This is a genomic window from Oceanomicrobium pacificus (assembly GCF_009833495.1).
Taxonomy (GTDB): domain Bacteria; phylum Pseudomonadota; class Alphaproteobacteria; order Rhodobacterales; family Rhodobacteraceae; genus Oceanomicrobium; species Oceanomicrobium pacificus.
In genome coordinates this window covers 793,871-807,968 of the sequence record NZ_WUWG01000003.1, presented here as the reverse complement: position 1 = coordinate 807,968, position 14,098 = coordinate 793,871, and the positions used below count along the sequence as shown (strand labels likewise).

Annotated in this window: 13 protein-coding genes; 10 read left to right on the top strand and 3 right to left on the bottom strand. The window is 64.6% G+C overall.

The genetic code is table 11. The annotated features are described in order from the left end of the window. Positions 1-4 precede the first annotated feature (4 nt). Complete coding sequence (gene tyrS / locus GSH16_RS10450) at positions 5-1,252, bottom strand: tyrosine--tRNA ligase (protein ID WP_160854741.1); 1,248 nt, start codon at positions 1,250-1,252, stop codon at positions 5-7. Positions 1,253-1,319: 67 nt separating this feature from the next. On the opposite strand from tyrS, the gene GSH16_RS10445 reads away from it, so the two are divergent. Next, the gene (locus GSH16_RS10445; RefSeq protein ID WP_160854739.1) at positions 1,320-2,447 is read left to right on the top strand and encodes an anhydro-N-acetylmuramic acid kinase; all 1,128 of its coding nucleotides are present in this window, start codon (positions 1,320-1,322) and stop codon (positions 2,445-2,447) included. A 16-nt stretch (positions 2,448-2,463) separates the two neighbouring features. Here the strand turns inward: GSH16_RS10445 and GSH16_RS10440 are convergent, their stop codons facing one another. Continuing rightward, the gene (locus tag GSH16_RS10440) at positions 2,464-3,114 is read right to left on the bottom strand and encodes an alpha/beta hydrolase (RefSeq protein ID WP_160854737.1); all 651 of its coding nucleotides are present in this window, start codon (positions 3,112-3,114) and stop codon (positions 2,464-2,466) included. Positions 3,115-3,274: 160 nt separating this feature from the next. Between GSH16_RS10440 and GSH16_RS10435 the strand changes: the two genes are divergently transcribed. From GSH16_RS10435 to GSH16_RS10395, 9 genes are all read left to right on the top strand, one after another. Continuing rightward, on the top strand, positions 3,275-3,742 hold the full coding sequence (locus GSH16_RS10435) for an Rrf2 family transcriptional regulator (RefSeq protein ID WP_160854735.1): 468 nt from the start codon (positions 3,275-3,277) through the stop codon (positions 3,740-3,742). Next, positions 3,739-4,788 (top strand): cysteine desulfurase family protein, encoded by a 1,050-nt coding sequence (locus tag GSH16_RS10430; RefSeq protein WP_160854733.1) that lies wholly within the window; start codon positions 3,739-3,741, stop codon positions 4,786-4,788. Before GSH16_RS10435 ends, GSH16_RS10430 begins: the two co-directional genes overlap by 4 nt. Positions 4,789-4,800: 12 nt before the next feature. Next, positions 4,801-6,327, top strand: a complete 1,527-nt coding sequence (sufB, locus tag GSH16_RS10425) for a Fe-S cluster assembly protein SufB (RefSeq protein WP_160854731.1) — start codon at positions 4,801-4,803, stop codon at positions 6,325-6,327. Positions 6,328-6,351: 24 nt separating this feature from the next. Next, positions 6,352-7,107 (top strand): Fe-S cluster assembly ATPase SufC, encoded by a 756-nt coding sequence (gene sufC / locus GSH16_RS10420; RefSeq protein ID WP_160854729.1) that lies wholly within the window; start codon positions 6,352-6,354, stop codon positions 7,105-7,107. Then, on the top strand, positions 7,107-8,396 hold the full coding sequence (locus GSH16_RS10415) for a SufB/SufD family protein (RefSeq protein WP_160854727.1): 1,290 nt from the start codon (positions 7,107-7,109) through the stop codon (positions 8,394-8,396). The genes sufC and GSH16_RS10415 overlap by 1 nt, the downstream gene beginning before the upstream one ends. Beyond that, positions 8,389-8,991: a YIP1 family protein gene (locus GSH16_RS10410; RefSeq protein ID WP_160854725.1), complete on the top strand. Its 603-nt coding sequence runs from the start codon at positions 8,389-8,391 to the stop codon at positions 8,989-8,991. The genes GSH16_RS10415 and GSH16_RS10410 overlap by 8 nt, the downstream gene beginning before the upstream one ends. A 114-nt stretch (positions 8,992-9,105) precedes the next feature. Beyond that, entirely contained in the window at positions 9,106-9,759 is a 654-nt protein-coding gene (locus GSH16_RS10405) for a YIP1 family protein (RefSeq protein WP_160854723.1), read from the top strand. After that, on the top strand, positions 9,759-10,343 hold the full coding sequence (locus GSH16_RS10400; RefSeq protein WP_160854721.1) for a YIP1 family protein: 585 nt from the start codon (positions 9,759-9,761) through the stop codon (positions 10,341-10,343). Before GSH16_RS10405 ends, GSH16_RS10400 begins: the two co-directional genes overlap by 1 nt. Beyond that, positions 10,344-11,564 (top strand): cysteine desulfurase, encoded by a 1,221-nt coding sequence (locus tag GSH16_RS10395; protein ID WP_160854719.1) that lies wholly within the window; start codon positions 10,344-10,346, stop codon positions 11,562-11,564. Positions 11,565-11,598: 34 nt separating this feature from the next. Here the strand turns inward: GSH16_RS10395 and GSH16_RS10390 are convergent, their stop codons facing one another. Further along, on the bottom strand, positions 11,599-14,067 hold the full coding sequence (locus GSH16_RS10390) for a penicillin acylase family protein (protein WP_160854717.1): 2,469 nt from the start codon (positions 14,065-14,067) through the stop codon (positions 11,599-11,601). Positions 14,068-14,098 lie beyond the last annotated feature (31 nt).

Below are 14,098 nucleotides of genomic sequence, written 5' to 3'. Positions count from 1 at the left end.
CCGCTCAGCCGCGCTGCACCAATGCGTGGCGCTTCTTGCCGGCCGACAGTTTCAGCGGCGCATCCGACAGTCCGATCATCTGGCCCGCATCGGTGACCGGTGCGTCGTCGATGCGCGCGCCGCCTTCGGCGATCAGGCGTTTCGCCTCCTTGCCCGAACTGGCAAGGCCCGCGCGCACGAAGAGCTGCACGACCGAGATCCCGGCCTCCGACAGGTCGGCCGCCGGGATCGCGACGGTCGGCAGATCGTCCCCGATGCCGCCTTTCTCGAACACTTCGCGGGCCGTCGCCTCGGCGGCCTGCGCCGCTTCCGGACCGCGGGCGAGACCGGTGACTTCGTTGGCGAGGATGATCTTCGCCTCGTTTATTTCCGACCCCTGAAGCGCGCCCAGACGGTTGCATTCATCGACCGGCAGTTCCGTGAAGAGCCGCAGGAACTTGCCCGTGTCCGCATCCGACGTGTTGCGCCAGAACTGCCAGAACTCGTAGCTCGACAGACGCTCTTCGTTGAGCCAGATCGCGCCATTGGCCGATTTGCCCATCTTGGACCCGTCCGACTTTGTCAGCAGCGGCGTCGTCAGGCCGAAAACCGTGTTGCGGTTGATCCGCCGGGTCAGGTCGACGCCATTGACGATATTGCCCCACTGGTCCGAGCCGCCCATCTGCAGCCCGACGCCCCAGCGGCGGTTCATCTCCATGAAATCATAGGCTTGCAGGAGCATGTAGTTGAATTCGAGGAATGTCAGAGGCTGTTCGCGGTCGAGCCGCAGCCGTACGCTGTCGAAGGTCAGCATCCGGTTGATGGTGAAATGCCGGCCATAGTCGCGCAGGAACTCGATATAGTTCAGCGTGTCGAGCCAGTCGGCATTGTTGGCCTGCAGCGCATCCGACGGGCCGTCGCCAAAGGTCAGGAACCGGTCGAACACCTTGCGGATGCCCTTGATATTCTCGCCGATCTGGTCGTTGGTCAGCAGCTGCCGCGCCTCGTCCTTGCCTGACGGGTCGCCGATCTTGGAGGTGCCGCCGCCCATCAGCACGACCGGCTTGTGGCCGGTCTTCTGCAGCCAGCGCAGCATCATGATCTGAATCATCGAGCCGACGTGAAGGCTGTCTGCCGTCGCGTCGAAGCCGATATAGCCCGGAACCACACCTTCGATGAGGGCGTCGTCGAGGCCTTGCAGGTCGGTACAGTCCTGCATGAAGCCGCGGGTCTGCATCTGGTGCAGAAATTCGCTCTTGGGCGTGTAGGTCATCGCGTGCGGTCCATTGGATGTTGCAATGGCGCGATGTATAGCTTGCTCAGCAGCGAAGGGAAGGGGCATGGGCGCAGGAATTGGCATGCAGACCGTGATCGGCATGATGAGCGGAACCTCGCTCGACGCGGTAGATGTGGCGCTGCTCGACACGGATGGCGAGCGGATCGGCGGATTCGGGTCCCATCTGACCCTTGATCTGGACCCTGATGACCGGGCGCTCATCGCTTCGGGGTTCGGGCAATGGCCCGATCCCCAGTCGAACCTGCTGGCCGAGATCGAGGCGCGGGTGCGGGCACGGCATCTCGACGCCCTGCAGGCGATCGGGGCGCGGAGCGGTCAACTGGTCGGCTTTCACGGCCAGACACTGAGCCATGATCCGGACACGGGCCGCACCTTCCAGATCGGCGATGGCGCGCGACTGGCAAGCGACAGCGGCTGCCGCGTGGCCTGGGACTTCCGGAGCGCCGATATGGACGCCGGCGGGCAGGGCGCGCCGCTCGCACCCTTCTTCCATCACGCCTGCGCGCGGTGGGCCGGTTGTTCCGCGCCCGTTGCCTTCGTCAATATCGGCGGGGTCGCCAATGTGACATGGGTCGATCCGGCCGTGGAAGACCCGGCCGCCGCACAGGCGCTTCTGGCCTTCGACACCGGACCTGGCAATGCGCTTCTGAACGATCTGATGCTGGCGCGGACCGGCGCGGCCTATGATGCGGATGGCGCGACGGCGGCGGCGGGGCAGGCGGATGCGGGCGCGGTGGCACGGTATCTCGGCTTGCCTTACTTCTTAAAAAATCCGCCCAAGTCATTGGATAGGAATGATTTTGATATGGTTTCGGCATGGGTTGACGGCGCAAGCACAGCCGATGCCGCCGCCACGCTTTCGGCCATGACGGTGGCCGGGATCGCAGCGGCGGAAGCGCATTTCCCGAAACCGGTCGAAGGCTGGTTCATCTGCGGCGGCGGGCGGCGCAACGGCCATATGATGGCCCGCCTGTCCGCCGCGCTGGCAGCCCCTGTCGGGCCGGTGGAACGGCTCGGGCTCGACGGCGACATGCTGGAAGCGCAAGCCTTCGCCTATCTGGCTGCGCGGACCGAGCGCGGTCTGCCGCTGTCGGCCCCGGGCACGACCGGCGTGGACCGGCCCGTGACGGGCGGTCGGTTGTCGCTGCCCGACGCGGTGGCGGCCGGCTGAGCGCCGGCCGGCGGAATTAACGGGTGGTTTCGGTCATCCGGCGGCGGACATAGCCATCGACGGTCGAGATCATCTCGTCCATGCCGGGATCGAAGAAATGGCCGGCACCGTCCACCACTTCATGGGTGATGGTGATGCCCTTCTGCTGTTGCAGTTTTTCCGTCAGTCCGGTCACATCGGACGGCGGCACGACCTTGTCAGCCGATCCGTTGATGATGAGGCCCGAGGACGGGCAGGGCGCAAGGAAGCTGAAATCATACATGTTGGCCGGCGGCGCGACCGAGATGAACCCGGCGATTTCCGGCCTGCGCATCAGAAGCTGCATGCCGATCCACGCGCCGAAGGAGAAGCCCGCAACCCAGCAATGTTTCGCATTGGGGTTGAGCGCCTGCAGATAGTCGAGCGCCGCGGCGGCATCGCTCAATTCGCCCACGCCCTGATCATATTCGCCCTGGCTGCGCCCGACACCGCGGAAATTGAACCGAAGGCAGGTGAAGCCCATGTTCAGGAAAGCGTAATGCAGGTTGTAGACGACCTTGTTGTTCATCGTGCCGCCGAACTGCGGGTGCGGGTGCAGGATGATCGCGATCGGCGCGTCCTTGGCTTTCTGGGGGTGGTAGCGGCCTTCGAGCCGACCTTCAGGTCCGGGAAAAATGACCTCGGGCATATATGTGCTGCTCCAACGCGCGGGAGTGTCGGACCAATGCTTGACGGAATCGGTCGGACAATCTAGAACAATTCTAATTTCCGGGGCAGACCTGCTCCGGGCTGAAATGTGAGTAAGCATTGTTCCTGCTTGCGTCAACTCCGACCGTCGGGATTTCCGGATGAAGCTGAGCACCAAAGGCCGCTATGCGATGATCGCGCTGACCGATCTGGCGCGTGAGGGCGAGGACCGTCTTGTGTCGCTGTCGGAAATCTCCGAGCGGCAGGACATCTCGCTGGCCTATCTCGAACAGCTGTTCGTGAAGCTGCGCCGGGCGGGGATCGTGGACAGCGTGCGCGGCCCGGGCGGCGGCTACCGGCTGGCCCGTCCGGTGGACCGGATCCGCGTGTCCGAAATCCTCGGCGCCGTGGACGAGACGATGGATGCGCTGAGCCGCGGGGCAGGGGCCTCGGGCGCGCGTTCGGGCACCGAAGCGCAGGGGCTGACCGACCGGCTTTGGGAACAGCTTTCGGCCCATGTCTACGTCTTTCTGCACCAGACCCGGCTGAGTGACATCACCGCCGACCAGCTCGCCCCCTGTCCGGCGGTGCCGGCCTTTATCGAGCTTGTCGACGAGGAGGGCGCGTGACCGCCCGACACGCCTATCTGGACTGGAACGCCACGGCGCCGCTGCGCGCGGAAGCCCGTGACGCGATGATTGCGGCCTGCGACATCGTGGGCAATCCGTCGAGCGTCCATGCCGCGGGTCGCGCCGCCCGCGCGCTGGTGGAGCGGTCGCGGGCCGAGATTGCCGAAGCGCTCGGGGCGTCGGGCGCAGATATTGTCTTTACCTCCGGCGCGACGGAGGCCGCCGCACTGGCCCTGCATGACAGGGATATCCATGCCGGCGCGGTGGAACATGATGCGGTGGCGGCCTGGGTCACAGCCGATCTGGCCGTCGACGGGAACGGACAGGTCACCGTCGACGACCCCGCTTCAAGCGCAGTGCAACGCGCCAACAGCGAGACCGGCATCCTGCAGGACCTGCCTGAAGGGCTTTTCTTCTGCGATGCGGTGCAGGCGATCGGGAAACTGCCCTTTGCCTTTGCCTGGTCGGGGGCCGAGATGGCAGCCGTGTCAGCGCACAAGTTCGGCGGGCCGAAAGGTATAGGCGCATTGGTGCTGCGGCAGGGGCGCGATGTCGCGGCGACCCTGCGGGGCGGCGGTCAGGAACAGGGCCGCCGGTCGGGCACGGAGAATGTGATCGGAATTGCCGGATTTGCCGCGGCCCTGAAGGCGGCTGTGGCAGAGCTCGAGAGCGGCGCATGGGAAGCGGTCGCAGAGCGTCGCGACAGGATGGAAGCGCACCTGCTCGATGCCGCGTCCGACCTCGTGATCCCGGGGCTCGATGCGCCACGCCTGCCCAACACGAGCTGCCTCGCGGTTCCGGGCTGGAAGGGCGAGACGCAGGTCATGCAGATGGACCTTGCGGGCTATGCGATTTCGGCCGGTTCGGCCTGTTCCTCGGGCAAGGTCCGGGAGAGCCGCGTCCTTGCCGCGATGGGCTTTGACAAACTGATCTCCGGCGGTGCGATCCGCGTATCGATGGGGACCGCAACCACGGATGCCGAGGTGGACGGCTTCGCCTCCACCTGGATTGAACATTACACACGCTTCCGCAAACGAAGCGCTTGAAAGGAAGGGCGGATGACCGCGATGGAGAAACTTCAGGTCAAGGACGGCGTCGATCAGGAAACAGTCGATGCCGTGCGCTCGGTCGGCGAGCGCTACAAATACGGGTTCGAGACCGAGATCGAGATGGAATATGCCCCGAAAGGGCTGAACGAGGATATCGTCCGTCTGATCAGCGAAAAGAACGGCGAGCCGGACTGGATGACCGAATGGCGTCTTGGTGCCTATCGCCGCTGGACGCAGATGCAGGAGCCCGAATGGGCGATGGTCCATTACCCGAAGATCGATTTTCAGGACCAGTATTACTATGCCCAGCCGGCGAGCATGGCAAAGGAAAAGCCCAAGTCGCTTGACGAGGTCGATCCCGAACTGCTGGCAACTTACGAAAAACTCGGCATCCCGCTGAAGGAACAGATGATCCTTGCCGGTGTCGAGGGCGCGGGCGATGCTGCAGCCGAGGGCCGCAAGGTGGCTGTCGATGCGGTTTTCGACAGCGTGTCCGTGGGCACCACCTTCAAGGAAGAACTGGCCAAGGCCGGCGTGATTTTCTGCTCCATTTCGGAAGCCGTGCGCGAGCATCCCGAACTGGTGAAAAAATATCTCGGCACGGTCGTCCCCGTGTCGGACAATTTCTACGCCACGCTCAACAGCGCGGTCTTTTCCGACGGGTCATTCGTCTATGTGCCGCCCGGCGTCCGCTGCCCGATGGAACTGTCCACCTATTTCCGCATCAATGCAGAGAATACCGGCCAGTTCGAGCGCACGCTGATCATCGCCGACAAGGGTTCCTATGTCTCCTATCTGGAGGGCTGCACCGCGCCGATGCGCGACACGAACCAGCTGCATGCCGCGGTCGTGGAACTGGTCGCGCTCGAAGATGCGGAGATCAAATATTCCACCGTCCAGAACTGGTATCCGGGCGACGAGAACGGCAAGGGCGGGATCTACAATTTCGTCACCAAGCGGGCCGACTGCCGCGGCGACCGCTCGAAGGTCATGTGGACGCAGGTGGAAACCGGGTCTGCCGTGACGTGGAAATATCCCAGCTGCATCCTGCGGGGCGAGGAAAGCCAGGGCGAGTTCTACTCGATCGCCATCGCCAACAACATGCAGCAGGCCGATACCGGCACCAAGATGGTCCATCTGGGCAAGAACACGCGGTCGCGGATCGTGTCCAAGGGGATCAGCGCGGGCAAGGCGCAGAACACCTATCGCGGCCTCGTCTCGATGCACCCGAAGGCCAAGAACAGCCGCAACTACACCCAGTGCGACAGCCTGCTCATCGGGGATAAATGCGGCGCGCACACGGTGCCCTATATCGAATGCAAGAACAATTCGAGCCGGGTCGAGCATGAGGCGACAACCTCCAAGGTCGATGATGACCAGCTCTTCTATTGCCGCCAGCGCGGCATGGACGAGGAAGAGGCCGTCGCGCTCGTGGTCAACGGCTTCTGCAAGGACGTGCTCCAGGCCCTGCCGATGGAATTCGCCATGGAAGCACAGAAACTCGTCGCCATCTCGCTGGAAGGCTCGGTGGGCTGACACGCCTGATTTGGGAATAGAAACATGCTTGAAATCAAGAACCTGAACGTCTCCCTCGAAGAAGAGGAAAAGCAGATCCTGAAAGGCGTCGACCTGACTGTCGAAGCCGGCAAGGTGCATGCGATCATGGGGCCGAACGGCTCGGGAAAATCGACGCTCTCCTATGTGCTCGCGGGCCGCGACGGCTATGAAGTGACCGATGGAAGCGCGACGCTCGACGGCACGGACCTGCTGGATCTGGAGCCGGAAGAGCGCGCCGCCGAGGGCCTGTTCCTGGCCTTCCAGTATCCGGTCGAGATCCCCGGTGTCGGCAACATGACCTTCCTGCGCACCGCCGTGAACGCTCAGCGCAAGGCGCGCGGCGAGGAAGAACTGAACGCGGCCGAGTTCCTGAAGCTGGTGCGGGCCAAGGCCGCGAGCCTGAAGATCGACGCGGACATGCTGAAACGTCCGGTCAATGTCGGCTTCTCGGGCGGCGAGAAGAAGCGCAACGAGATCCTGCAGATGGCCATGCTGGAGCCGAAAATGTGCATTCTCGACGAGACCGACAGCGGGCTCGACGTGGACGCGATGAAACTGGTCGCCGAAGGCGTGAACGCGCTGCGCGACGAAGGTCGTGCGTTCCTCGTGATCACCCACTACCAGCGGCTGCTCGACCATATCAAACCGGACGTGGTGCATATCATGGCCGACGGCCGCATCGTGAAGACCGGCGGGCCGGAACTGGCGCTCGAGGTCGAGGAAAACGGATATGGCGACATTCTCGCGGCGGTGGCGTGATGGGGCTGGCACTGGAAAAGGATGATCCGGTCGCAGCACTGGTCGACCGGCTGTCGCGCGACGGCACCGATGGCGGCTGGGCGGCGGAGGCCCGCAGCGCGGCCCTGTCGCGTCTGGCCGGCATGGGCCTGCCGGGCCGTCGTGACGAATATTGGAAGTTCACCAACCCCGCGCCGCTGACCGCCGCGGCTGCGGCCGATGTGGCCGCGATGCCGGATGAAACCGCGGATGTGTTCGCAGAGGCCACGCCGCTTCGGCTTGTCTTCGTGGATGGCCGGTTCGACGCGGATGCGTCCGACGCGCTGGCGCTTGACGGGCTGGAGATCGAGACGCTCGCCACGGCACAGGCTGCGGATATCCACTGGGCGCGCGACGTCTACGGCGTTCTAGAAGCCGCCGGCCAGTCGCCGGTGGAGCGTCCGCTCGCCGCGCTCAACAGCGCCGTGGCGCGGGACGGGATCGTGATCCGCGCGACCGGTCAGGTGACCCGCCCTGTGCAGTTCCACCACCGGCACACGGCAGCGTCCGCCGATTGTGCGGTCCATCACGTGATCCGGGTAGAGGAGGGCGCGGCACTGACCGTGCTTGAGACCGGAGCCGCCGCAGCGCGGTTCAACAAGGTGATGGAGGTCGAGGTTGCCGACACGGGCCGGTTCAACCATGTCCGTATTCAGGGCCGGGACCGCGAGCGGCTTGCCGCCACGCACCTGTTCGCGCGGCTCGAGGCCGAGAGCGCATTCAAGAGCTTCACGCTCACCGTGAACGGCGCGCTCACCCGCAACGAATGCGTGATCGAACTGACCGGCGACGATGCCACGGCCCATGTGGCCGGCGCCTGCATCGGCGAGGGCGATTTCCACCATGACGACACGGTCTTCATCACCCATGACGCGGTGAATTGCGAAAGCCGGCAGGTCTTCAAGAAGGTGCTGAAATCGGGCGCCACCGGCGTGTTCCAGGGCAAGATCCTTGTCCAGCCCGACGCGCAGAAGACAGACGGCTACCAGATCAGCCAGGGACTGCTCCTCGACGATGACAGCCAGTTCCTTGCCAAGCCGGAGCTGGAAATCTACGCCGACGATGTGGTCTGCTCGCATGGCTCGACCTGCGGCGCGGTGGACGAGACCTCGCTTTTCTACCTCACCTCCCGCGGCATCTCGAAGGAGGATGCGACCGACATGCTCGTGCTCGCCTTCGTCGATGAGGCGATCCAGGAGATCGAGGATGATGCGCTGGCCGACGTGATCCGTGCCCAGCTGGCCGGCTGGCTCGACCGGCGGCGTGGCTGAGCGGAAGAGCGGCAGCCCCGGTCTGGTTGCCGACATTTTGAACGCCTATCGCGGGTTCCGGCCCGCGATGCGGCGGCAGATGCAGGGCGGCTTCGGGGAAGAGCGGGCGCTCTTCTTCCTGATGCTGGCCTGCGCGCTTCTGTTTGTGGCCTCCCTGCCGGGGCTGCGCGGCACGGCGGATCTGGCGGCAGAGGCGGATGACCCGCTTGCGGCCGCTCTTTCAGGCCGGATTTTCGGATTCTTCTTCTTCCTGCCGCTCATCCTTTACGGGGTGGCGGCCCTGTCACACCTGCTGGCGCGGGTCTTTGGCGGGCAGGGGAACTTCTTTTCCGCACGGCTCGCGCTCTTCTGGGGGCTGGTGGTTGCCATGCCGGTGGTCCTCGTGACCTCGGCCTTTGCGGCGCTGTTTGCCTACCGGCCGGAACTGGCGGCGCTTGCATCCCCGATCCTCGGCACGATCAGCCTTGCCGTGCTGCTCTGGTCCTGGGCTGCGGCATTGGCCGAGGCGGAAGGCTTTGCATCCACCGCGCGGGTGGCCACCGTCATCTGTGCAACAGTTGTTGCAATTCCGGCAGTTTTCGTCGCGCTTTTCTGAACTTAGCCTTATTCTTGTCCAAGTTCGCGCGCATCCTTTGCGCGTGTGTGAGCAGCGTGCCGAGTTGTCAGCGGGCAGTACCCCCCCACCAGCGATAAGTCCGAGATCGAGGCCATGAGTACAGAAGAATTCTCCACCACGACTGGGGTTTACCAGTCGTCCCGCAGCAATCTGGCCGAACGTGTGCTGGATGCGTGGAAGGATATGCGCCGCTCGACCCGGCGCCTGATCGCCGAGCAGCCGAGCGAGGCGCGGCTGCTTTTCTACGTGATGCTGTCCGACATCGTCTTTTTCCTCAGCTGGTCGATCAAGACCGCCGTGGCCCCGACCGAGGGCGCGTCGGACAAGATCCCGGCCGAGATCGGGCTCTGGCTGATTGCGGCGCTCTTCGTGCGCACGGCGGTCATGTATCTCTTCTCCGGCGCGGTCTGGTTGTCGCTCAAGCTCTTCGGCGGCAAGGGCAGCTGGAAGGACACGCGGGCGGGGCTTTTCTGGGGTGCAGTCGTGTCTGCCCCCTTCGGGCTGCTGGCCGCCATCGTGACGGTGATGATGTCGCTTTTCGAGCCGTCCTTCCCGGTCCTGAAGGAGCCTTGGGTCGCGCTGCCGCCCTACTGGATCGGCCTCATCCCCTTCACCTGGTTCATTTCGGCCGGTGTGGCAGAAGCAAATGGATTCCGCTCGGTCTCCCTGATATTCATGTCGATGTCCGTTCTGGCCATCGTGGCCGTCGTGATGGGCATGTATCTCAGAGCCACCGGGGTCATTTGATGAAAGACATTCTTCGGCGTCTCTTCGCCGAGACACTCCGCCGGCCGCAGGATGCGGCCGGTTCTGTTTTTGCACTGCCGCTGGAGCGGGGCGCCTGGATGCAGGTGCTGGTTCTGGTGCTGGCGCTCGAAGGTATCCTGACGGCGGTCCAGACGATGATCATGCCGGTGGAGACCGAAGGCGCTTTCGCCTGGCTCGCGGTCGGCACGCTGCCGCTGGCGCTGATCAAGCTGGCGACCATGCTGGCCTTCGCCTTCTTCGTGACCAAGATCGGCCGGGCGCTTGCGGGCACCGGCACGTTCGACGGGGCGCTCGCCATGGTGGCCTGGCTGTCGGTCGTGTCGCTGGCGCTTCAGGTCACGGCCTTCCTGCTCTTCCTGCTCGTCCCGCCGCTCGCCGCGCTCTTCATTCTGGCGGGCAATATCTGGATGATCTGGATCTATTCCAGCTTCACGACCGCACTGCACGGTTATGACACCAACTTGAAGGGTTTGGGCGTTGCCTTCCTGACGGTTTTGGGTGTAGCGCTGTGCTTGTCGATCTTTTTGGTCGGGTTTGGTCTGGTGCCGCTGGAGGACATCTGAATGTATGACGTGACGGCCGTGCGGCAGGATTTTCCGATCCTGAGCCGCAGCGTGCATGGCAAGCCTCTTGTCTATCTCGACAATGGCGCCTCGGCCCAGAAGCCGCAGGCGGTCATTGACGCCGTCACGCAGGCCTATGCGATGGAATATTCCAACGTGCACCGTGGCCTGCATTTCCTGTCGAACCTCGCCACGGACAAGTTCGAGGCCGTGCGCGGCACGCTGAAAACCTTCCTCAATGCGGGCCATGAAGAGGAGATCCTGTTCACCTCCGGCACCACGGAAGCGTTCAACCTCGTCTCCTACGGTTGGGCGGCGCCGCGGCTGGAGCCGGGTGACGAGATCGTGCTGTCTGTCATGGAACACCATGCCAATATCGTGCCGTGGCACTTCCTGCGCGAACGGCAGGGTGTGGTTCTGAAATGGGTCGAACCGGACGAGACGGGCGCGCTGGACCCCGAGCGGGTGCTTGCCGCCATCGGGCCGCGCACCAAACTGGTCGCGATCACCCACATGTCGAACGTGCTCGGCACCATTGTCGACATCAAGTCGATCTGCGCCGGGGCCCGCGAGAAAGGCGTGCCGGTCTGCGTCGATGGCAGCCAGGCGGCCGTCCACATGCCCGTCGATGTGCAGGATCTGGGCTGCGACTTCTACGCGATCACCGGCCACAAGCTCTATGGCCCGTCAGGGTCGGGCGCGATCTACATCCGGCGCGAGCGGATGGACGAGATGCGGCCCTTCATGGGTGGTGGCGACATGATCCGCGACGTGACCCGCGACGCGGTCACATATAACGACCCGCCACACAAGTTCGAGGCAGGCACGCCGGGTATCGTGCAGATGATCGGGCTCGGGGCCGCGATCGACTATATGACCGGGCTCGGGATGGATGCGATTGCCGCGCATGAGGCCGATCTGCGCGACTATGCGATGGACCGGTTCAAGGGGCTCAACTGGCTCAACATCCAGGGCCATGCGGCCGATCGCGGGGCGATCTTCTCCTTCACGCTCGACGGGGCGGCCCATGCGCATGACATTTCCACCGTGATCGACCAGAAGGGCATCGCGGTGCGCGCAGGCCATCACTGTGCCCAGCCGCTCATGCAGCATCTGGGCGTCACGGCGACCTGCCGGGCGAGTTTCGGGCTCTACAACACGCGTGACGAGGTCGATACGCTCGTCGATGCGCTGGAATTGTGCCACGACCTGTTTGCCTGACCGGGCCGGTTGCGGCGCCGGAACGCCGCCAAGCCTAGTTTGACGGATCGAGCCATGTCGTGCCGAGCGCGCCGCCGCGCGCTAGCACCGGGTCGAGCGCCATCGGCACATATTCCGACCGCCGCCAGAGCACTGACAGATCATCATAGTGGCGGGACAGGAAATGCCCGCTCTGGCCCGTGGAGATGATGAAGACAGAGGCTTCGGGGTCGCTGAAATCGAACACGCCGCGGAACCCCGCCGCATGCACATTGGCGAACGGGTCGGGACCGGTGCCGGCGCTGCGGCCGCGCAATAGCGTATTGTCGCCGCCCGACGTGTCCTGCCGGATGTTGGTGAACCAGCTGAGGACCGGAATCTTGCCAAGCACCGTATGGTCGTGGCGCGCTTCGTGCGCGTCGCCCCAGCGCCAGCTTTCCAGCCGGTCGCCATAGCGTTCCGACAACATCAGAAGCGCATCATCCAGCGCGGCCTCTGCCATCATCTGGCAGCTTTCTGCCGCCGTCGTCTGCTGGATGTCGCACCAGATGCTGGCCCCGTCGACATCGCGGAACACTCGTTCGATGAAGGCCGGATCGGGGTGGGTCAGAAGGCTCGTGTCACGCCCGAGACTGTCGATGACGAGCCGCCGCTGCAACGCCCGGAGCCAGGCCGAGAAGATGAGCGGCTCCGGATCATGTTCGGTCATCTGCCCGTTCCAGACCGCGAGCCGCTCCAGCGCCTGCTGGCGCATCCGCCCGGCCTTGTCCTCGGCGGCGGGCTGGCCCGCATACCAGAGGTCGCGCCCGATCAGCGGCAGGAGGTTGCGCGCCGTCGGTGACACATCATCGGTCTGGATTTCGATGAAACTGTCGAGCGTATGGAACTCGCGCAAGTTCAACAGCCGCTCGGCGCGGGTGATGCGCTGCGTGTCTCCCCAGTCGAAACTGAAGTGGCGCGGGAAGTCCCCGTCCACGATCTTGTTGTTGGTGTTGACCACAATCCCGCTCGGCGGGTTCTTGACCCAAGGATTGTCTTCGGTCGGGAAGAACCCATCCCATCGGTTGCGATCGAGCCAGCCGGGCGAGGGGATGCGCCCCTGGCTGGAATGGGCCGCATTGCGGCGCGGCATCCGGCCGAGCGTCTGGATCGCGACATTCCGGCTGTCGGCGAGGATCAGGTTGGTCGATGGCGCCACGGCGAGCGGCGCCAATTCGCGGACCCGGTCGACCGATTTGGCGTGCATCAGTTCGAGATAGAAACTCGGTGTCGTGTCTTCTTCGATGAGGCCGGTCCAGGCGAGGCTCATCACATGATCGGGCGGGGTGATCGCGGCCAGCCCGTAGGGTTCGTCTGGCAGAACAGGGCCGTTCTCCGTCCAGCGGAGCGTGCGGGTAACAGGCGGTGCATCCTTGATCGTGATGACCACGTCGCGGGTGCGGAAAGGGACATAAGTATCGCCCACCCGGTAGGCGCTCGGGTCGCCCGGTTTCAACTCCTCGATATAGAGGTCCTGATCGTCGAGATAGGCCGCGGTCAACCCCCAGCCGAGCGAGGCGTTGCGCCCGACAAGGATCGCGGGGCCGCCCGGGATCGTCGCGCCGATCACGCCGCCGCTCGTCAGTTGCAGGCGGGCGAGCATCCAGATCGACGGGGCGGTCAGCCCCAGATGCGGGTCTGTGGCCAGAAGCGGATGGCCGGCTGCCGCTCTTTGCCCCATCGCGGCCCAGGCATTGGACGCACCGGCGCTGCCCACGGGGCGGACCGGGTTCAGGGGATCGGACCTGCCGATCCCGGCCGCCATCCGGACCGGCGCGGGCGCGTCATCGAAAAGCGCGGCAAATTCCGGCAGCGCCATGACCGGCTTGTTGGGCGCGTCGGGTAGCAGGTCGCGGACCCGCTCGGCGGGCAGGATCAGGCTCAGACGCGCGCGCAAAACCTCCTTCTGGGCCTTGTCGGTCAGCTGCAGCGCCATCAGCTTCGAGACGGCGATGCTGTCGGCCGGCGTCCAGGCGGCGATCTCGTTGGAAAAGAGCAGGAATTCGGGCGCGCCCCGGCCGAGCGCTTCAGACCCGACGGCGCCGAGGTAGGCATTCACGCCAGCCGCATAGGCCGACAAGAGCGCCTGCGCCTCTGGCGGCTGGTGCGCAACCGCGCGCCGCGCGATGCCGTAAATGTCGAGCGCCCGCATCAGATGGTCAATCTCGAGCGTCCGCTCGCCGAACATTTCCGACAGCCGCCCCTGCGCGGTGCGCCGCAGCAGCGTCATCTGCCAGAGCCGGTCCTGCGCATGCACGAACCCGAGGCCGAAAAGCGTGTCGGCGTCTGTTTCGCCGAAAATATGCGGCACGGCATGATTGTCGCGCACAATCTCGACCGGCGCGGAGACGCCCGAGACCGTGAACCGGCGGTCATAGTCCGGCAGCGATCCGGCCGCGAGATAATAGGCCAGTCCGGCTCCCAGAAGCGCAATCGCGACAAGAGCGATCAGGCTGCGCAGCAGCCACCGAAAGAGCCGTTCCATAGAGGTTTATTCCTGCCAGGTGCTTGACCCG

Coding starts and splice junctions, on each gene's coding strand:
- tyrS (WP_160854741.1), bottom strand. CDS start 1,252: ATGACCTACACGCCCAAGAGCGAATTTCTGCACCAGATGCAGACCCGC.
- GSH16_RS10445 (WP_160854739.1), top strand. CDS start 1,320: ATGGGCGCAGGAATTGGCATGCAGACCGTGATCGGCATGATGAGCGGA.
- GSH16_RS10440 (WP_160854737.1), bottom strand. CDS start 3,114: ATGCCCGAGGTCATTTTTCCCGGACCTGAAGGTCGGCTCGAAGGCCGC.
- GSH16_RS10435 (WP_160854735.1), top strand. CDS start 3,275: ATGAAGCTGAGCACCAAAGGCCGCTATGCGATGATCGCGCTGACCGAT.
- sufB (WP_160854731.1), top strand. CDS start 4,801: ATGACCGCGATGGAGAAACTTCAGGTCAAGGACGGCGTCGATCAGGAA.
- sufC (WP_160854729.1), top strand. CDS start 6,352: ATGCTTGAAATCAAGAACCTGAACGTCTCCCTCGAAGAAGAGGAAAAG.
- GSH16_RS10415 (WP_160854727.1), top strand. CDS start 7,107: ATGGGGCTGGCACTGGAAAAGGATGATCCGGTCGCAGCACTGGTCGAC.
- GSH16_RS10405 (WP_160854723.1), top strand. CDS start 9,106: ATGAGTACAGAAGAATTCTCCACCACGACTGGGGTTTACCAGTCGTCC.
- GSH16_RS10400 (WP_160854721.1), top strand. CDS start 9,759: ATGAAAGACATTCTTCGGCGTCTCTTCGCCGAGACACTCCGCCGGCCG.
- GSH16_RS10395 (WP_160854719.1), top strand. CDS start 10,344: ATGTATGACGTGACGGCCGTGCGGCAGGATTTTCCGATCCTGAGCCGC.
- GSH16_RS10390 (WP_160854717.1), bottom strand. CDS start 14,067: ATGGAACGGCTCTTTCGGTGGCTGCTGCGCAGCCTGATCGCTCTTGTC.